Origin of the sequence: Cupriavidus sp. OV096, assembly GCF_900115455.1 — a bacterium.
GTDB lineage: Bacteria > Pseudomonadota > Gammaproteobacteria > Burkholderiales > Burkholderiaceae > Cupriavidus.
The window spans coordinates 87101-105104 of the sequence record NZ_FOWM01000003.1 but is presented as its reverse complement, the minus strand read 5'-3'; the positions used below and the strand labels follow the sequence as shown (position 1 = coordinate 105104).

The 18004-nt window shown below is 68.1% G+C and carries 15 protein-coding genes and 1 riboswitch; of the genes, 7 read left to right on the top strand and 8 right to left on the bottom strand.

The window, feature by feature from the left end:
* Positions 1–25: 25 nt before the first annotated feature.
* The 7 genes from BM115_RS07740 to BM115_RS07710 form a co-directional block, all read right to left on the bottom strand.
* Positions 26–610, bottom strand: a complete 585-nt coding sequence (locus BM115_RS07740; RefSeq protein WP_092292345.1) for an LOG family protein — start codon at positions 608–610, stop codon at positions 26–28.
* Entirely contained in the window at positions 607–1320 is a 714-nt protein-coding gene (locus tag BM115_RS07735) for a TetR/AcrR family transcriptional regulator (protein ID WP_092292343.1), read from the bottom strand. The genes BM115_RS07740 and BM115_RS07735 overlap by 4 nt, the downstream gene beginning before the upstream one ends.
* 104 nt (positions 1321–1424) lie before the next feature.
* The gene (locus tag BM115_RS07730) at positions 1425–2024 is read right to left on the bottom strand and encodes a DUF924 family protein (protein WP_092292341.1); all 600 of its coding nucleotides are present in this window, start codon (positions 2022–2024) and stop codon (positions 1425–1427) included.
* The gene (locus BM115_RS07725; protein WP_092292339.1) at positions 2011–2433 is read right to left on the bottom strand and encodes a group II truncated hemoglobin; all 423 of its coding nucleotides are present in this window, start codon (positions 2431–2433) and stop codon (positions 2011–2013) included. Before BM115_RS07725 ends, BM115_RS07730 begins: the two co-directional genes overlap by 14 nt.
* Before the next feature lie 30 nt (positions 2434–2463).
* Positions 2464–5028, bottom strand: a complete 2565-nt coding sequence (locus tag BM115_RS07720) for an ABC transporter permease (protein ID WP_092292337.1) — start codon at positions 5026–5028, stop codon at positions 2464–2466.
* A gap of 30 nt (positions 5029–5058) precedes the next feature.
* Positions 5059–5640, bottom strand: coding sequence for a DUF4126 domain-containing protein (locus tag BM115_RS07715; RefSeq protein WP_092292335.1), 582 nt, complete (start codon positions 5638–5640; stop codon positions 5059–5061).
* An 83-nt stretch (positions 5641–5723) separates the two neighbouring features.
* Positions 5724–6821: a substrate-binding domain-containing protein gene (locus BM115_RS07710; protein ID WP_092292333.1), complete on the bottom strand. Its 1098-nt coding sequence runs from the start codon at positions 6819–6821 to the stop codon at positions 5724–5726.
* Between the two features lie 145 nt (positions 6822–6966).
* On the opposite strand from BM115_RS07710, the gene BM115_RS07705 reads away from it, so the two are divergent.
* The gene (locus BM115_RS07705) at positions 6967–7797 is read left to right on the top strand and encodes an ABC transporter substrate-binding protein (protein WP_255370739.1); all 831 of its coding nucleotides are present in this window, start codon (positions 6967–6969) and stop codon (positions 7795–7797) included.
* 13 nt (positions 7798–7810) lie between these two features.
* On the opposite strand, the gene BM115_RS07700 is transcribed toward BM115_RS07705, so the two are convergent.
* A complete protein-coding gene (locus BM115_RS07700; protein ID WP_092292331.1) occupies positions 7811–8758 on the bottom strand; it encodes a LysR substrate-binding domain-containing protein in 948 nt (315 codons plus the stop codon).
* Positions 8759–9035: 277 nt separating this feature from the next.
* On the opposite strand from BM115_RS07700, the gene xdhA reads away from it, so the two are divergent.
* The 6 genes from xdhA (at position 9036) to BM115_RS07670 (ending at position 17729) form a co-directional block, all read left to right on the top strand.
* The gene (xdhA, locus tag BM115_RS07695) at positions 9036–10541 is read left to right on the top strand and encodes a xanthine dehydrogenase small subunit (protein ID WP_092292329.1); all 1506 of its coding nucleotides are present in this window, start codon (positions 9036–9038) and stop codon (positions 10539–10541) included.
* 14 nt (positions 10542–10555) lie between these two features.
* On the top strand, positions 10556–12901 hold the full coding sequence (xdhB, locus tag BM115_RS07690) for a xanthine dehydrogenase molybdopterin binding subunit (RefSeq protein WP_092292327.1): 2346 nt from the start codon (positions 10556–10558) through the stop codon (positions 12899–12901).
* 13 nt (positions 12902–12914) lie between these two features.
* Entirely contained in the window at positions 12915–13925 is a 1011-nt protein-coding gene (gene xdhC / locus BM115_RS07685) for a xanthine dehydrogenase accessory protein XdhC (RefSeq protein WP_092293279.1), read from the top strand.
* A 48-nt stretch (positions 13926–13973) separates the two neighbouring features.
* A complete protein-coding gene (locus tag BM115_RS07680; RefSeq protein WP_092292325.1) occupies positions 13974–15029 on the top strand; it encodes an adenosine deaminase in 1056 nt (351 codons plus the stop codon).
* Positions 15030–15086: 57 nt separating this feature from the next.
* Positions 15087–16409 carry a guanine deaminase gene (gene guaD / locus BM115_RS07675; protein ID WP_092292323.1) on the top strand — a complete coding sequence of 441 codons (1323 nt, stop codon included), beginning with the start codon at positions 15087–15089 and terminating at the stop codon, positions 16407–16409.
* 150 nt (positions 16410–16559) lie between these two features.
* Positions 16560–17729 (top strand): fatty acid desaturase, encoded by a 1170-nt coding sequence (locus BM115_RS07670; RefSeq protein WP_092292321.1) that lies wholly within the window; start codon positions 16560–16562, stop codon positions 17727–17729.
* A gap of 68 nt (positions 17730–17797) precedes the next feature.
* A riboswitch (yybP-ykoY riboswitch) is annotated at positions 17798–18004 on the top strand.

Below are 18004 nucleotides of genomic sequence, written 5' to 3'. Positions count from 1 at the left end.
ACTGGCGGGCGCCAGTCCCGGCGGGTCAGGTCTCTTCGCGCTTCTCGATCCACTTGTCCACGCGTACGCGCGGCGCGGCGACCAGCTTGCCGAGCAGCGTGTTGGGCGTGTCGGACACGTGCAGCATGTCGGCGTGCACCTGCTTCAGGAACCCTTCGCCCACGGCGTGGTTCAGGAAAGCCAGCATGCCGTCGTAGAAGCCGGCCACGTTCAGCAGGCCCACGGGCTTGTCGTGGTAGCCGAGCTGGGCCCAGGTGAACGTTTCAAACAGCTCTTCGAACGTGCCGACGCCGCCCGGCATGGCGATGAACGCGTCCGAGCGGTCCGCCATCATCTGCTTGCGCTCGTGCATGTTACGCACCACGTGCAGTTCGGTCAGGCCGCGATGGCCGACTTCCTTCTGCATCAACGCATCGGGAATCACGCCGATGGCCGTGCCGCCGTGCGCCAGCACGCTGTCCGCCACGATCCCCATCAGCCCGACCTTGCCGCCGCCGTAGACCAGCGCCAGCCCCTGTTCAACCATGGTGGCGCCCAGCGCACGGGCCGCCTCGGCGTATTCCGGACGGAAGCCGGGGCTGGACCCGCAATAGACACAAACCGATTTCACTGTCTTTCCTTCTTCGCGGCAGCGGCGGCCTCGGCCTCCGCCTTGGTGACGGCATACTCGCGCGCCAGTTGATCGAATGCCTCGCGCGCCTTGCCGCGCAGGTACGGGGCCAGGATCGAGAAGATGTGATAGCTCGAGCCGTGCAGGTAGCCCCGGATCTGATCGGGATCGTTGTACTGGCGCGGATGCTGCACGAACTGGAACGACAGCCAGTACGTGGCAATCACAACAATATTGGTACAAATCGCGTCCACCTGCTCCGGCGTGGCTTCCATGTCGCCGTCTTCCTGGAACTGGCGGCAGATCTCCAGCGCGAAGCGCTTCTTCTGCTCCACGATGCGCTTGAAGTTGGTTTCCAGCATCCGGTTGCGCGCCAGCAGGTCGTTGATGTCACGGTACAGGAAGCGGTAGTTCCACAGGAACTCGGACATGTACTGGAGGTAGCCCCAGCTTTCGCCCAGCGTGGCCTTGTGGTCCTCCGGCATCTTCAGGCGGCGCTCCATCTCCTGCTCGAAGCGCACGAAGATGGAGTTGATGATGTCGTCCTTGTTGCGGAAGTGGTAGTAGAGATTGCCGGGGCTGATCTCCATGGCTTCCGCGATCGTCGTGGTGGTGACGTTGGGCTCGCCAAGCTCATTGAACAGGCGCAGCGAGACGTCGAGGATGCGGTCTCGGGTTCGGCGCGGGCCGGCTTGCGGTTTGGCTTCCATGGGGTCGGGCGGACTCTCGAATCGGCAGGATTGGGATTATAAGCAATCGGGTCGGGCGGCCGACCCGCCAAGCGGCGAAAACGCCACTGGCGGGCCGGCACCCCTCAAAACGAGGAACCGGGCTGCTTCAGGAACGCCAGTTCGTCGTCCGTGCTGGCGCGGCCCAGTACGGCATTGCGATGCGGAAATCGGCCGAAGCGCGCGATGATTTCCTGATGCTTGATGGCCCATTCCACGCCATCGACCTCGCCGGCGGTGTCTTCGCGCAGCGCGGTGTATTCGCGCACGGCGATGTCCTGCGCCTCGGGCGACTCGGCGTGCTCGAACGGCAGGTAGCAGAACATGCGATGCCACGGCGTGGGCAGTTCGCGGTCCCAGCCCTGGGCGAGCATCCGGCGGGCCAGCGCCTGGGCCTGCGCGTCCGTGGCGAAGCTGCGCGGATCGCCCCGGAACATGTTGCGCGGGAACTGGTCGAGCAGGATCAGGCGGGCGCAGGTGCCTTCGGGCGTGGCGGACCAGTCGTCCGGCGCGCCCTCATGTGCGGCCTGCCAGGTCGGCAGGAAGGTGTCGCGGACGGTGGCGTCGAAGGCGTCGCGCTTGGTGAACCATTCGCGCCGCGACGTATTCCAGATGGCCGCGTCGGGCGTGCCGAACCAGAAGTCCAGTACATCCCGCGCGCCCAAAATGCGCCTATCGCTGCACATTACGCATCCAGTCGGCGGTCTGGAAGAACGCCTGCATCAGCCGCATCTGCAGGTCTTCGGGCAGGCCGATGTCCTGCATCGCCAGCGCCATGGCACGCATCCACTGGTCGCGCTCCGTCGTGCCGATCTCGAACGGCATGTGGCGCGCGCGCAGGCGCGGGTGGCCAAAGCGCTCGATAAAGTGGTTCGGGCCGCCCAGCCAGCCACACAGGAACCAGAACAGCTTGTCGCGGGAGCCATCGAGTGACGGCGGATGGATGGAGCGGAGCTGCTTGAACTCGGGCTCCAGGTCCATCAGGTCATAGAAGCGGTCCACCAGCTCGCGCACGCGGGCCTCGCCGCCGACCAGTTCGTAGGCGGTCACCTCCTGGGTCGTGGCGTCGGTGGGTTCGGAAGGTTCGGTAATCATGTCAATTCGAGAGAATTCGCGGCTCGGCGGTCACTGCACATCGCGCAGCGTGGCCAGCGCAGGCTGCCGCAGCACCTCGCGCAGGCCCAGGTAGCCGCCGGCAAAAGCGCACAGCATGCCAGAAACCACCCCCACCGGTACGATCCACAGGTTGAAGCGGTAGGGGAAGTCGAACACGAACTGGGATAGCGCCCAGCCCACCACGATGGCGCCGAAGCTGGCCAGCAGCCCCGCCAGCCCGCCCACGACCAGGAATTCGGCGTATTGCGTCTGGCGCACCGTGGCGGCCGTCGCGCCGAGGGCCTTGAGCAGGCCGGCATCGCGCTTGCGCTCGTCGCGCGCACCGGAAAGCGCCGCATACAGCACCGTCACCCCAGCCAGCAGCGTGAAGACGAACAGGAACTCCACGGCGGCGATCACCTGATCGAGCACGGCCTGGATCTGCCGCAGGATCAAATCCGTGTTGACCACGGTGATGTTCGGGAAGCTGGCCGTGAGCCGGTTGCCGAGCGCCGCCTTGGCCGGCGGCAGGTGGAAGGCGGTGATGTAGGTCTCGGGCAGGCCCTGCATCTTGTCCGTGGGCAGGATCACGAAGAAGTTCACGCGCATCGAGCCCCAGTCGAGCTTGCGCAGCGAGGTGACCGGCGCCTCCACGCTCTGGCCGGCCACGTCGAAGCGCAGCGTATCGCCCAGCTTGATATGGAGCGTCTTGGCGATGCCCTCCTCCACCGATGCCCCGCCCGCGTCGCCGGTCCAGCGCCCGGCAATCACTTCGTTGCCCTCGGGCAGCTTGTCTGTATACGAGAGGTTGAATTCGCGTTCGACCAGATTGCGCGCCCGGCCGTCCGGGTAGGTGCTGGCCTGGATCGGGCGATCGTCGATATGCGTCAGCCGGCCGCGCACCATCGGGTAGAGCAGGTCGCGGATGCCATTGGTGGCCAGCATCGCGCGCAGCGGGTCGCGCTGGTCGGGCTGGATATTGATGATGAAGCGATTGGGCGCGTCGGCCGGCGTGGCGTTGCGCCAGGAATCGACCAGATCGTTGCGCGTCATGCCGAGCAGCAGCAGCGCCATCAGCCCCACGGCCAGTGCCACGGTCTGGAGCACGGTCACGCCGCGCCGGCGTTCGAGCACGGCCAGCGCGAAGCGCCACCCCACACTGCCGCGCGCCCGGCCGCGCATGCCGCGCGAGAGCGCCAGCAGCAGCCCAAGGGCCAGCACCGCGAAGGCCACCCCCGCGCCGACAAACCCGCCTGCCGTGGTCAGGCCGAGCTTCAGGTCGCGCGCGGCCACCATCAACAACGCCACGAAGGCGCCCAGCCCCAGCGCGTAGGCCACCCAGGCCGAGATCGGCGGCAGGCCGATGTCGCGCCGAAGCACGCGCAGCGGCGCCACGCGCGTCAGCGCCAGCAGCGGCGGCAGCGCGAAGCCCACCAGCAGCACCAGCCCCGCCGCCACGCCGGTCAGCGCCGGGATGACCGAGGGCTGCGGCAGCGACACGCGCAGCAATCCACCCAGCGACAGCAGCAGCCCGTAATGCGCGAGGTAGCCGAGCGCCACGCCAACGAGCGCGCCCCCGGCGCCAAGCAGGAGGAATTCGATGCCGAACGCGGCCAGCAGCTGCCCGCGCGACAGACCCAGGCATTTGTATACAGCACACGCATCGGTATGACGCTGCATGTATCGGCGCGCAGACATGGCGATGGCCACCGCCGCGATCATCGAAGACAGCACCGCCACCAGCGACAGGAAGCGCTCGGCACGATCCAGCGTGGCGCGCATCTGCGGCTGGCCGGAATCAAGCGATTCCACGCGCGTGTTGCGCAGGTGGCGCCGCTCGATCTCGTCGGTCGCCCAGCGCTGGTAGGCGGCGGCGCCGGCGTCCGGGCCGGCCACGAGCAGCCGGTAGGTCACGCGGCTGCCCCAGCCGATCAGCTTGGTGGCGTCGAGATCGGACAGCGGCAGCATCACGCGCGGCGCGAAGTTCATGAAGCCCGCGCCACGGTCCAGCTCCTGCGTGATCACGCGCTCGATGCGGAAGGTCTTGCTGCCGAGTTGGACGCTATCGCCCAGGCGCAAGCCGAGGCCGTCCAGCAGCGCCTGATCCGCCCAGACCGTGCCCGGCGCGGGGATGCCTTCGGCCTCCTGCTCCGGACCGCCATCGGGCGGCAGCACCTTGAGCCGTCCGCGCAGCGGATAGCCATCGGTCACCGCCTTCAGGGCGCCAAGCTGGCTCGGTGCCTCCCCGTTCGTGGGTGCACCGTTGATGCGGGCGGTGGCCATGCTGGGGAACGTTACCGTCTGCGCCACGCGCAGGCCGTCGCGCCGGGCCCGCTCGGCAAATGCGGGGTCGAAGGGCTGGTCGGATACCAGCAGCACATCGGCGCCGATCATCTGGCGCGCGTCGCGCTCCAAGCCCAGCCGCATGCGATCCGCGAGGAAGCCGACGCTGGTCAGCGCGGCCACGGCCAGCACCAGCGCGAACAGCAGCAGCGTCAGCTCGCCGGCCAGCCAGTCGCGCCGGGCCATGCGCAGCGCATGGTGCCAGGCGGAGAAACGGTGAGCGGCGGGCACGGCGGGGGAGTCGGTCGGCATCGGAAAATCGCTAAGGAGGCAGAGAGGGAGTCAGCGCGGGCCGCGCAGGCTGGCGTGCAGGCGTCGCACGCCGCGCCAGAGTTTCGGGATCAGCCAGATCGCCAGGATCAGGAACACGCCCAGCAGGATCAGGAACACCACGGGCAGGAAAAATGCCAGCAGCAGGCCGCTTATGGTGCCGACGTCCTCGGTGAACGAGGCCGCCCAGTTCGAGAACGGCTCCGGCGAGACATTGATCAGCGCCCGCGTGCCAGCCTTGGTGGCATGCGCCGCCCCGGCCAGCGTGCCGCCCACGAGCCCGGCGGCCACCATCCACTGGGGATCGAGTTCGCCGAACGCCGCGGCGGCCAGGATCGCGCCGGCGGGAATGCGGATGAAGGTCTGGATGCCGTCCCAGGCGGTATCGAAGCCGGGTACCTTGTCGGCGATGAACTCGGCCAGGGCCAGCACGCCGGCCACGCCGATGACCCACCACGACGACAGCACCTGGAGCCCCGTGGGCAGGTCCAGCCAGCCCAGGCGCGCCAGTACCCCGGCCGCCAGCACGGCCAGGTAGAGACGCAGGCCGCTGGCCCAGGACATGCCTGCAGCCAGCGCGGCGGTTTCCAGCATGGGGCGGGACTCCTCGTGGGTAATTGGGGAGGAGTGTAATACGGTCGGGGAATGGGGATCGGCGGACCGGGCGATGGCCCCGCTCAGGCGCCTTCCTTGCCGTCCGCGCCGAACCAGGGCAGCGCTTCCTGCGGGGTGAGGATGCCGGCCGGCTCGGCAGCCGTGTAGCCGGGCAGCGCCTCGATGCGGCGCGCGAAGGCCGGATCGGCCAGCAGCGCCAGCAGCGCGCCCATCCACGGCGCGGTCGCATCGTTCTTGCGCAGGGCCAGGTAGTACGCCTCGCGCGTGAGCGGCACGAAGCCCAGCCCGTGCTGCTCGGCGTTCATCCGCAGACCGAAACCCACCTGCGCGCGGCCGGCCTGCACGGCCTCGGCCACCTTGTCATTGCTGAATTCGGGGTCTTCGTAGCCGGTGATCTGGTCCGGATAGAGCCCCTGCGCGGCCAGCAGCTGGTCGAACAGCATGCGCGTGCCCGAACTGCGCTGGCGGTTGATAAAGCGTGCACCGGTGCGAACGAGGTCGCGCAGGTCGCGGATCTCGCGCGCCACCTCGGGCGCCACGATCAGCCCCTGCTCGCGCCACGCCAGCCGTACCAGCCGCACCGTGGCGGGCCGCAGCCATTTGCGCAGCGTCACATGGGCGACCGACCCGGCGGTCTGGATCGGCGAGACATAGAAGCCGGCCAATTCCGACTGGCGCTCCTGGAGGCAGATCAGCCCTTCCACGCTGCCGCAGAACACGGTGTCGAGCTGGAGCGCGCTCGGCGCGTCCCTTAGTGCCGTCGACAGCACTTCCATGGCCGGATCGTGGCTGCCGGAGAAATGCACCACGGTTTGCGGCTGCACGGCGTCGTCGAGTTCGAGCAGGAAATCGGCCATGGCCTTCTGCACGGCGGGATCGATGGTCTCCCGCAGCCGCGATTCGGCGCGCAGCAGCCGCTCCCCGAAGCGCGTCAGCGAGGCGCCCCGCCCGCGCTCCATGTCGAGCATGCTGCGGCCCAGCATCTCTTCCCAGTTACGCATCACGCCCCAGGCGTGCCGGTACGACAGCCCGATCTCCTGCGCGGCGCGGTGCAGCGACCCCGTCTCGCGCACCGCCTTCAGCAGCTGGAACACCTTGCCGTTGGCACGCGGATTGTCATCGGCGGCAATGACCGGGAACAGGTCAAACCTGAACGTCATATGAAATACCTTGCATATTTACAGGAACAATGTGGCCGGATAACAATCGTGTGCCCTGTGTTTCACGATGTTTGTCCACCCATTCTCCACGAAGCATCAGCGTCGTGGCAATTGTGTTTTCGAAAACATAATAAAGGAACGATCGATGTCCCGCACTGGCTTCCCCCTCCCCCGCGCGACCCACGTCGCCGCCGTGCTTGTGCTGGCGTCGGCACTTTCCGCTGCGCAGGCCGGCGAACTCAAGATGGCCACCACCACCAGTACCGAGAATTCCGGCCTGCTGAAATACCTGCTGCCGAAGTTCGAGCAGAAGTCCGGCGTCAACGTAAAGGTCATCGCGGTGGGCTCCGGCAAGGCGATGAAGATGGGCGAGATGGGCGACGTGGACGTGCTGCTGGTGCACGCCCGCAAGATGGAGGATGAATTCGTGGCCGCCGGCTACGGCGTGAACCGGCGCGACGTGATGTACAACGACTTCATCGTCGTCGGCCCGGCCGGCGACCCGGCACACGTCAAGGGCGGCAAGGACGTCATCGCCGGGTTCAAGAAACTGGCCGCCAGCGGCAGCAAGTTCATCTCGCGCGGTGACAACTCGGGCACCGATGTGATGGAAAAGGACTACTGGAAGCGTGCCGGCATCGAGCCGAAGGGCCAGCCGTGGTACGTGAATGCCGGCCTGGGCATGGGCGAGGTGCTGACCATGGCGGCGCAGATGCCCGGCTACACCCTGAGCGACCGCGCCACCTATGGCGCCTATCGCGCCAAGACCGGGCTGGCGATTGCCATCGAGGGCGATCCGAAGATGTTCAACCCGTACGGCGTGATCGCCGTGAACCCGGCCAAGCACCCGGGCACGAACTACACGGACGCGATGAAGTTCGTGGAGTGGGTCACATCGAAGGAAGGCCAGCAGACCATCGCCAGCTACAAGGTGGACGGCGAACAGTTGTTCTTCCCGAGCTACGAAGGGAAGTAAACCCACCCATTGCTCAGACTGCCGTGGCCTCCAGCCGCGGCAGCTGCGGCAGGTCGGCGGCCACCTCGGCGATCATCCGCCGCATCCACATCACATCGGGCGCTGCGTGGCAGCGCTCGTGCCATAGCTGGTAGAACCGCATGCGCGGGAACGGCACCGGCGACGCCACCATCCGGATCGGCAGGTACTGCGCATAATGCGCGGCGAACTGGCGGCCCGTGGTGAACACCATATCCGTCTTCATCAGCACGTAGGGCACCAGGCCGAAGTACGGCAGCGTGACCTGGATGTTGCGCTTGTAGCCCTGCTCGGCCAGCGCCTGGTCGATCATGCTGCGCTGCATCGACGCGTACGGCGCCGGGGCCAGGTGCGGCATCTCCAGGTAGTGGCGCAGCGTCAGCCCGTTGCGGGCCAGCGGGTGCTGGGCGCCGAGCATGCAGACCACTTCGTCGTCGAACAGCGGCGAGATATGGAGGTGCTCGGGCGGCGACAGCCAGTTGCCGACCACGATGTCCAGATGGCCCTGCTCCAGCGCATCGAGGAAATCGCTCGCCTGCGTCATCGGATGCACGAACAGCTTGGCCCCCGGCGCCAGCCGCCGCACCCGCTCGACGATATTCGGCAGGAAGAAGGCATCCAGATAATCGGGCGCGCCCAGGTGGAAGGTGCGCGTGGTGGTGGCGGGGTCGAATTGCTGCGGCGGCCGGGCGATGCGGTCCATTGCCGCCAGGCTCTGCTCGGCCAGCGCCAGCAGCTCGCGGCCGCGCTCGGTCGGCACCATGCCGCTCTTGCCGCGCACCAGAATGGCGTCGCCGGTGATCTCGCGCAGCCGCTTCAGCGTGTTGCTGATGGCTGGCTGCGACTGGCCCAGGCGCACGGCGGTGCGGGTCACGCTCTGCTCGGTGAGCAGGGTGTGCAGCACCCGCAGCAAATAGGTATCGAGATGGTCGCGTCCGTGCATGGCGAGAACCGGCGGCACCCGGGGGCGGGCGTGGCTGGCGTGGGGGATGGGAACGGCGCATAGTGTATGTCAGGCACCCCACGGGCGGTCAAATGCCGGCGCACTACGGGAAGACCCGGAGTCCGCCGGCAAGCCGCGCCCGCGCTGGGTTCCAGGCGGGGAAGACGGCGCCGGACCGCGCCAGCGGTCGCGCATTGATGGGGCATATCACCTGGGCCGAATATTGCATGAAAGTGGCCGGTGCTATGTTTCCGCCATCCCCGAAAGAGAGAAGACCATGGAGACGCAAACCATCCGCTTTTTCCACCGCGGCCAGGTCCAGGAAGTGTCCGACGCCCCGGTGACCCGCACGGTCCTGCAGTACCTGCGCGAGGACGTGCGCTGCACCGGCACCAAGGAAGGCTGCGCCGAAGGTGACTGCGGTGCCTGCACCGTCGTGATCGGCGAGTTGCAGGATGGCGGCGACGTGGCCTTCAAGGCCGTGAACGCCTGCATCCAGTTCCTGCCCACGCTCGACGGCAAGGCCCTGATCACCGTGGAAGACCTGCGCCAGGCGGACGGCACGCTCCACCCGGTGCAGGAGGCCATGGTGGAGTGCCACGGCTCCCAGTGCGGGTTCTGCACGCCCGGCTTCGTGATGTCACTGTGGGCGCTGTACCAGCAGCACACGCCCGGCGGCGAGCCCCCGGCGCGCCAGGAGATCTGCGACGCCCTGACCGGCAACCTGTGCCGCTGCACCGGCTACCGGCCGATCATCGACGCCGGCCAGCGCATGATGGCGCTGCCCGCGCCCGCCGCCAGCAAGCTCAATCCGAAGCAGATCGCCGACACGCTGCGCAACCTCAAGCGCGGCGAGACCTTCCACTACAGCGTGCGCGGCCAGCATTTCTACGCCCCGCGCACCGCCGCCGAATTCGGGGCGATCAAGGCCGCCGAGCCCGGCATCCGCATCCTGGCCGGCAGCACCGACGTGGGTCTCTGGGTAACCAAGCAGTTCCGTGAACTCGGCAACCTGCTCTACGTGGGGCAGGTGGAAGACCTGAACACCGTGGCCGAGCGCGACGGCTTCCTCGAGATCGGTGCCGCCGTGACGCTGGAGCGCGCCTACGCGGCGCTGACCGCCGCCCACCCGGAACTCGACGAGATGTGGAAGCGCTTTGCCTCGCTGCCGATCCGCAATGCCGGCACGCTGGGCGGGAATATCGCCAACGGCTCGCCGATCGGCGACTCGATGCCGGCGCTGATCGCGCTCGGCACGGAGGTGGTGCTCCAGCGCGGCGAGACGCGCCGCACCATGCCGCTCGAGGACCTCTACCTCGCCTACCAGAAGACGGCGATGGCCGAGGGCGAGTTCGTCGCCGGGCTGCGCGTGCCGACGAAGGGCTCCCGGGGCCCGCAGCATTTCCGGACGTACAAGCTGTCGAAGCGGTTCGACGAGGACATCTCGGCCGTCTGCGCCGCGTTTGCCATCACCGTGGAGGGCGGCATCGTCACGGCGGCGTGCGTCGCCTTCGGCGGCATGGCCGCCACGCCCAAGCGCGGCGCCCTCACCGAAGCCGCCCTGGTCGGCCAGCCGTGGAACGAAGCCACCGCCCGCGCCGGCATGGCCGCACTCGGCCAGGACTACCAGCCGCTGACCGATATGCGCGCCACCGCCGCCTACCGCGCGCGCGGCGCCGCCAACCTGCTCTATCGCTTCTGGCTGGAAACGCGCGCCGACGCGCTGCCCGCCGCCGTGGTCAACGTCCGCGCCCTCGGCGCCGGCGAACCCGTGAGCGCCTGAGGAGAGCCCGCACCATGAACAAGCAGACCGAACCCTTCCTGCTCGACGCCAGCGTGGCCGCCGAAGCCTCGCCGCAAGTCGGCATCTCGCGCCCGCACGAATCCGCCCACCTGCACGTGGCCGGCACCGCCACCTATACCGACGACATCCCCGAGCTGGCCGGCACGCTGCACGCCGCGCTGGGCATGAGCGCCCGCGCCCATGCCAGGCTGCGCGCCATGTCGCTCGACAAGGTGCGCGCCGCGCCCGGCGTGGTGGCCGTGCTGACCGTGGACGACATCCCCGGCGTGAACGACTGCGGCCCGATCATCCACGACGACCCGATCCTGGCGCGCGACGTGGTGCAGTTCATCGGCCAGCCGATCTTCGTGGTGGTGGCGTCGTCGCACGACGCCGCGCGCCGCGCCGCCCGCCTGGCCGAGATCGACTACGAAGACCTGCCGCCGTTGCTCTCGCCCGAGGCCGCCCACGCCGCCGGCAGCTATGTGCTGCCGCCGATGCACCTGACCCGTGGCGCGCCGCGCGCGCACATCGACGGGGCCACCCACCGCGATGCCGGCAAGATCCAGCTCGGCGGGCAGGAGCAGTTCTACCTCGAAGGCCAGATCGCCTACGCCGCGCCGCGCGAGAACGACGGCATGCACGTCTGGTGCTCGACGCAACACCCCACCGAAATGCAGCACGCCGTGGCGCATATGCTCAACTGGCACGCGCACCAGGTGCTGGTGGAGTGCCGGCGCATGGGCGGCGGTTTCGGCGGCAAGGAATCGCAGTCGGCCATGTTCGCCTGCTGCGCCGCGCTGGCGGCCTGGAAGCTGCTGTGCCCGGTGAAGCTGCGTCCGGACCGCGACGACGACATGATGATCACCGGCAAGCGCCATGACTTCGTGTTCGACTTCGAGGTCGGCCACGACGACGCGGGCCGCATCGAGGGCGTGCAGGTGGAGATGGTGTCGCGCGCCGGCTTCTCGGCGGACCTGTCCGGCCCCGTGATGACCCGCGCGATCTGCCACTTCGACAATGCCTACTGGCTGCCGAACGTGCAGATCGACGGCTACTGCGGCAAGACCAACACGCAGAGCAACACCGCCTTCCGTGGCTTTGGCGGCCCGCAGGGCGCGTTCGCGGTGGAATACATCCTCGACAACATCGCCCGCAACGTCGGCAAGGACTCGCTGGACGTGCGCCGCGCCAACTTCTACGGCAAGGGCGAGCGCAACGTCACGCCGTACGGCCAGACCGTGGAAGACAACGTGATCCACGAGCTGATCGACGAGCTGGTGGCATCAAGCGAGTACCAGGCCCGGCGCGCCGCCACACGCACGTTCAACGCGACGAGCCCGGTGCTCAAGAAGGGCATCGCCATCACGCCGGTGAAGTTCGGCATCTCGTTCAACGTGGCGCACTTCAACCAGGCCGGCGCGCTGGTGCACGTGTACAACGATGGCTCGGTACTGGTGAACCACGGCGGCACAGAAATGGGCCAGGGCCTGAACACCAAGGTGGCGATGGTGGTGGCGCACGAGCTGGGCATCCGCCTGGAACGCGTGCGCGTGACCGCCACCGATACCAGCAAGGTGGCCAACACCTCGGCGACGGCCGCCTCCACCGGGGCCGACCTGAACGGCAAGGCCGCGCAGGACGCCGCGCGCCAGATCCGCGAGCGGCTGGCCGCCTTCGCGGCGCGCAAAGCCGGCGTGGACGCCGACACGGTGCGCTTCGGCGATGACCTCGTGGTGGCCGGCGAACTGCGCCTGTCCTTCGGCGACCTGGCCCGCGAAGCCTACGTGGCCCGCGTGCAGCTCTGGTCGGACGGCTTCTACACCACGCCCAAGCTGCACTGGGACCAGAAGGCCCTGCAGGGCCGGCCGTTCTATTACTACGCCTACGGCGCGGCGTGCTCGGAAGTGCTCGTCGATACGCTGACTGGCGAATGGAAGCTGCTGCGCGCCGATGCGCTGCACGACGCCGGCAAGTCCCTCAACCCGGCCATCGACATCGGCCAGGTGGAGGGCGCATTCATCCAGGGCATGGGCTGGCTGACCACCGAGGAGCTGTGGTGGAACCCGAACGGCAAGCTGATGACGCACGCGCCGTCCACCTACAAGATCCCGACCATCAACGACTGCCCGGAGGACTTCAACGTGCGGCTGTTCCAGAACAGCAACGTGGAGGACAGCATCCACCGCTCGAAGGCCGTCGGCGAGCCGCCGCTGCTGCTGCCGTTCTCGGTGTTCTTCGCGATCCGCGACGCCATCGCGGCGGTAGGCGACTATCGCATCAACCCGCCGCTGCGCGCCCCGGCCACGAGCGAGGCCATCCTCGATGCCGTGGAAGCGGTGCAGGCGGCGCGCGCCTGAGGCGGCCATCATCATGCAGGACGCCCCGCTCAAACCCTTCCGCTTCGCCGACGCCGCCCGCTGGGTGCGCGCCGGCGTGCCTGTGACGATGGTCACCATCGTCGAGGTCAAGGGCTCCGCGCCGCGCGAGCCCGGCATCCGCATGCTGGTCACGGCCGGCGATCTGGTCGGCACGATCGGCGGCGGGCACCTTGAATGGCGCGGGATGGACATCGCCCGGTCGATGATGGCCGGCGAGGGTGCCCATGGCGCCGGCACCGCCGCCCGCCGCATCGAGCGGATTCCGCTCGGCCCGTCGCTGGGCCAGTGCTGCGGCGGCGTGGTGCAGTTGGCGTTCGAGGTGCTCGGCGCCGAGGACTTGGGCTGGCTCGAGGCCGTGGACGCCGCCTTCGCCAGTGGCAAGGCGCTGGAGCGGACCGTGCCGGCCGCCGGCCCCGTCACCGTGGCGCCGAGCCGCGCGCTGCTGCCGTCCGTGACCCTGCGCCCCGACGGCGCCTGGATCGACACGCTGGTGCCCGACGACATGCACGTGGTGCTGTTCGGCGCCGGCCACGTCGGCCATGCGCTGGTCAAGGTGCTCGCCACGCTGCCCTGCCGCGTGCATTGGGTGGACGAGCGCGACACGCTGTTCCCGGGCGGGCTGCCCGAGAACGTCGAGGCCGAGGCTTCCGATACCCCCGAGGCCGTGGTCGACCAGGCCCCGCCCGGCGCGTATTTCCTGGTCATGACCCACAGCCACGCGCTGGACCAGGCGCTCTGCGAGCGCATCTTCCGCCGCACGGACTACGCCTACTTCGGCCTGATCGGCTCGAAAACCAAGCGCGCGAAGTTCGAACACCGGATGGCGGAGCACGGGATCGACCCGGCCCGCTTCCCGGAAATGACGTGTCCCATGGGAGTCTCCGGCATTACGGACAAGGCACCGGCTATGATTGCGGTAGCCATCGTCGCCCAGCTGCTTCAGGTGCGCGACCAGCGCGCTGCGGCGCTGGCCGCCAGCCAGGCGGAAGCGATGCATCCGTAACTTCGGCCGCCGCGATCCGGCAGCCGCCCAAGACATAAAAGAGGCCCCATGACCATCGATGCCGCGCTCGCGGACAGCATCCGCCGTACTCCCAAGGCCGAACTGCACGTGCATATCGAAGGCACGCTCGAACCCGAGCTGATCTTCCGGCTGGCCCAGCGCAACCAGGTCAAGCTGGCCTACCCCGACGTGGAGGCGCTGCGCGCAGCCTACGCGTTCACCGATCTCCAGTCCTTCCTCGACATCTACTACGCCGGCGCCAGCGTGCTGCTGACCGAGGAAGACTTCTTCGACATGACGATGGACTACGTCAAGCGCGCCGCCGCCGACAACGTCCGCCATGCCGAGATCTTCTTCGATCCGCAGACCCATACCGAACGCGGCGTGCCGATGGGCGTGATCATCGACGGCATTGCCGACGCACTGGCGCAGGCCCGCACCGAGTACGACTTCTCCAGCAGCCTGATCCTCTGCTTCCTGCGCCACCTGTCCGAAGACGCCGCGCTGGAGACGCTCGAGGCGGCCCTGCCCTACCGCGACCGCTTTGTCGGCGTGGGGCTGGATTCGTCCGAAAAGGGCCATCCGCCCGAGAAATTCGCGCGCGTGTTCGCCCGCGCCAAGGCGCTCGGCCTGCATCGCGTGGCCCATGCCGGCGAGGAGGGCCCGCCGCAGTACGTGATCAATGCGCTCGACATCCTCGGTGTGGAGCGGATCGACCATGGCGTGCGCGCCGTCGAGGACGAGGCCCTGGTGCAGCGGCTGGCGCGCGAGCGCATCGCGCTGACGGTATGCCCGCTGTCGAACCAGAAGCTGATGGTCTACCCCGACCTGCGCGACCATCCGATGAAGCGCCTGCTCGATGCCGGCGTGGCCGTGACGCTGCATTCGGACGATCCAGCCTATTTCGGCGGCTACATGAACGCCAACTGGGAAGCCTCGTTCGCCGCGCTGCCGCTGGACGCCGCCGACGCCTACAAGCTGGCCCGCAACAGCTTCGAAGCGGCCTTCCTGCCCGCCAAGCAGAAGGCCGACTACCTGGCCGAGGTGGACCATTTCTGGTCCGCCACGCCCGAGAACCCGCCCGCGACGGCTCCCACGACCTGACCGGGCGCATAAACAAGACGCCGGACCCCCAGGTCCGGCCGCCCCTGAGACGAGAAGATGACCACCACTTCCCCCAATCCCGCCACGACCCGCGCCATCCGCGGCCGCATCCTCCACTTCCTGCGCGATCCGCAGTTCCATGAGGAGGCGTATCAATATTGGGAAGATGGCCTGATGCTCGTCACGGACGGCCGCATCGCCGCCGTGGGGCTGTACGAGGACCTGGCGCGCGACATCCCGGCCGGTGCCGAGGTGGTCGACCATCGCGGCAAGCTGCTCGTGCCGGGGTTCATCGACACGCACGTGCACTATCCGCAGACCGACATCATCGCGTCGCCGTCGCCGGGCCTGCTGCACTGGCTCGACACCTACACCTTCCCCGAGGAACGCCGCTTCAGCGAGCCCGCCTACGCGCGGGCCGTGGCCGAGTTCTTCGCCGACGAACTGCTGCGCAACGGCACCACCACGGCGATGGTCTGGAGCACGGTGCACGCCACCTCCGCCGACGCCCTGTTCGCCGCGAGCCAGGACCGCAACCTGCGCATGATCACGGGCAAGGTGATGATGGACCGCAACTGCCCCGAATTCCTGCGCGACACGGCCGAGAGCGGCGCGCGGGACTCCGCCGACCTGATCTCGAAGTGGCACAACAAGGGCCGGCTCGCCTACGCGATCACGCCGCGCTTCGCGCCGACCTCCACCGAGGCGCAACTGGCCGCCTGCGGCGAACTGGCGCGCGCGCATCCGGACGCCTTCATCCAGACCCACGTGGCCGAGAACCGCGACGAGGTGAAATGGGTGGCCGAGCTGTTCCCCGACGCCCGCAGCTACCTGGACGTGTACGACCGCTACAGCCTGTTGCGCCCCGGCGCGTTCTACGGCCACGCGATCTACCTCGACCAGGACGACCGCCGCCGGCTGGCCGACAGCGGCGCCGCCGTGGCGCACTGCCCCACCTCGAACCTGTTCCTGGGCAGCGGCTTCTATGACTTCCACCAGTCCGATGCCCACCGCCTGAACGTGACACTGGCCACCGACGTGGGTGGCGGCACCTCGTTCTCGATGTTCCGCACCATGAACGCGGCACACAAGGTGGCGCGCATGGGCGGCTACCACCTGACCGCCCTGCGCATGTTCTACCTGGCCACGCGCGGCGCGGCCGAGGCGCTGGGCTGGGCGGACCGCATCGGCAGCTTCTCCGTGGGCTGCGAGGCCGATTTCCTGGTGCTGGACCCCGAGGCCACGCCGCTGATCGCCCGCCGCAGCAGCCGCTCCGAGACGCTCGAAGAGCAGTTGTTCGCCTTCGCCATGCTCGGCGACGACCGCGTAGTGGACAACGTCTACATCATGGGCGAAGCCACGCGGGAACTGGCGGGTTGATCGCTTTTGGGCGACGGACGGCAGGCAAATACGTGTTGTCGCCCGTCCGCCTTGACCAGCATCAACACAACCGTCATCAAAGCCTTCTAGGCTGTCGCATTGCCCGCCCCCGGCTATCGGGTGCGCCAAGACAGACCCAAAAAGACTGACATGACTGCCCGATCTCTGGATGTATCGCCGGCCCAGACTGCTGAGCCGGCTTCCCACCCTGCCCACCCGCCCCGCAAGCTCGCCGGCGTTCCCCTGCCGGAACCCATCGCCTTCGAGGCCCCCTTCCCTAACCGCAAGACCATCCGTGGCTGGCTGATTCCGCTCGGCGAGCGCAGCGTGGCACGCGCGCTGACGCTGTTCGCGCTCGACTACGCGATCTTCGCCGCGGTGCTGGCCGGCGTGGTCCTGGCGCCGCAGTGGTGGGCCAAGCTCGGCCTCGGCGTGCTGCTGGGTCTGGTGATCGCCCGGCTGTTCATCATCGGCCACGATGCCTGCCACCAGAGCCTGACGGACCGCCGTGGCCTGAACAAATGGCTCGGCCGGCTGACGTTCCTGCCGTCGCTCACGCCCTACAGCCTGTGGGAAGTCGGCCACAACGTGGTCCACCATGGGTACACCAACCTCAAGGGCTTCGACTTCGTCTGGGCGCCCTACTCGCTCGAGGAATTCCGCGCGCTGCCGCGCTGGCGCCGGGTGATGGAGCGGGTCTACCGCAATGGCTTCGGCGCCGGACTCTATTACCTGATCGAGATCTGGTGGTTCAAGCTGTTCTTCCCGAGCAAGCGCCAGATGGCCACGCGCCGCGCGATCTTCATGTGGGACTGCACGCTGGTGGCCACCTTCGGCGCCATCTGGATCGGTGCGCTGGCCTGGCTGGCCGTGGCCACGGACCAGTCGGTCCTGGGGCTGGTCGGCGCCGGCTTCGTGCTGCCCTTCCTGATCTGGAACCTGACCGTGGGCTTCGTGCTGTATGTCCACCACACGCACACGAGCGTGGCGTGGTACGACACCAAGCCGATGTGGGCCAAGGCCCAGCCGTTCGTCTCGACCACCGTGCACCTGCGCTTCCGCTTCGGCATCGGCGCCGCGCTCCACCACATCATGGAGCACACCGCGCACCACGTGGACATGAGCGTGCCGCTGTACCGGCTCAAGCGCGCCCAGGCCCTGCTGGAGCATGCGCTGCCGGGCCGCATCATCATCGAGAACTTCTCGTGGCGCTGGTACTTCCGCACGGCGCGCCGCTGCAAGCTGTACGACTTCAAGGCCCTGTGCTGGACCGACTTCCGCGGCCGCCAGACCAGCGACAACTCGCCCGTGCCGGTCTGACCTGACCCGCATTGCCCAACAGCCATGCCAAAGGCGGTGGACAGTGTCCGCCGCCTTTTAGTACAATTACGACTTCCATTGGGGAGTAGCCGCCCTCGTCTCACCGCGCCGCGCAATGCGGCACACGGCAGACAGGGGCGTACGTCAACAGACTTGACCGTGGTGTCCAGCATCAACGGTTATGGCGTACGCAGCGCAGGACCCGAGCGGGCTTCGTGCCTGACTCCTATGTCCAACGCCTGGCGAGACCGATGACCATACCTTTCTGGCCGGGC

Bases quoted from the DNA above. Each gene is read 5' to 3' on its own strand.
- BM115_RS07735 (WP_092292343.1), bottom strand. From the start codon at position 1,320: ATGGAAGCCAAACCGCAAGCCGGCCCGCGCCGAACCCGAGACCGCATC.
- BM115_RS07730 (WP_092292341.1), bottom strand. From the start codon at position 2,024: ATGTGCAGCGATAGGCGCATTTTGGGCGCGCGGGATGTACTGGACTTC.
- BM115_RS07725 (WP_092292339.1), bottom strand. From the start codon at position 2,433: ATGATTACCGAACCTTCCGAACCCACCGACGCCACGACCCAGGAGGTG.
- BM115_RS07720 (WP_092292337.1), bottom strand. From the start codon at position 5,028: ATGCCGACCGACTCCCCCGCCGTGCCCGCCGCTCACCGTTTCTCCGCC.
- BM115_RS07715 (WP_092292335.1), bottom strand. From the start codon at position 5,640: ATGCTGGAAACCGCCGCGCTGGCTGCAGGCATGTCCTGGGCCAGCGGC.
- BM115_RS07710 (WP_092292333.1), bottom strand. From the start codon at position 6,821: ATGACGTTCAGGTTTGACCTGTTCCCGGTCATTGCCGCCGATGACAAT.
- BM115_RS07705 (WP_255370739.1), top strand. From the start codon at position 6,967: ATGTCCCGCACTGGCTTCCCCCTCCCCCGCGCGACCCACGTCGCCGCC.
- BM115_RS07700 (WP_092292331.1), bottom strand. From the start codon at position 8,758: ATGCACGGACGCGACCATCTCGATACCTATTTGCTGCGGGTGCTGCAC.
- xdhA (WP_092292329.1), top strand. From the start codon at position 9,036: ATGGAGACGCAAACCATCCGCTTTTTCCACCGCGGCCAGGTCCAGGAA.
- xdhB (WP_092292327.1), top strand. From the start codon at position 10,556: ATGAACAAGCAGACCGAACCCTTCCTGCTCGACGCCAGCGTGGCCGCC.
- xdhC (WP_092293279.1), top strand. From the start codon at position 12,915: ATGCAGGACGCCCCGCTCAAACCCTTCCGCTTCGCCGACGCCGCCCGC.
- BM115_RS07680 (WP_092292325.1), top strand. From the start codon at position 13,974: ATGACCATCGATGCCGCGCTCGCGGACAGCATCCGCCGTACTCCCAAG.
- guaD (WP_092292323.1), top strand. From the start codon at position 15,087: ATGACCACCACTTCCCCCAATCCCGCCACGACCCGCGCCATCCGCGGC.
- BM115_RS07670 (WP_092292321.1), top strand. From the start codon at position 16,560: ATGACTGCCCGATCTCTGGATGTATCGCCGGCCCAGACTGCTGAGCCG.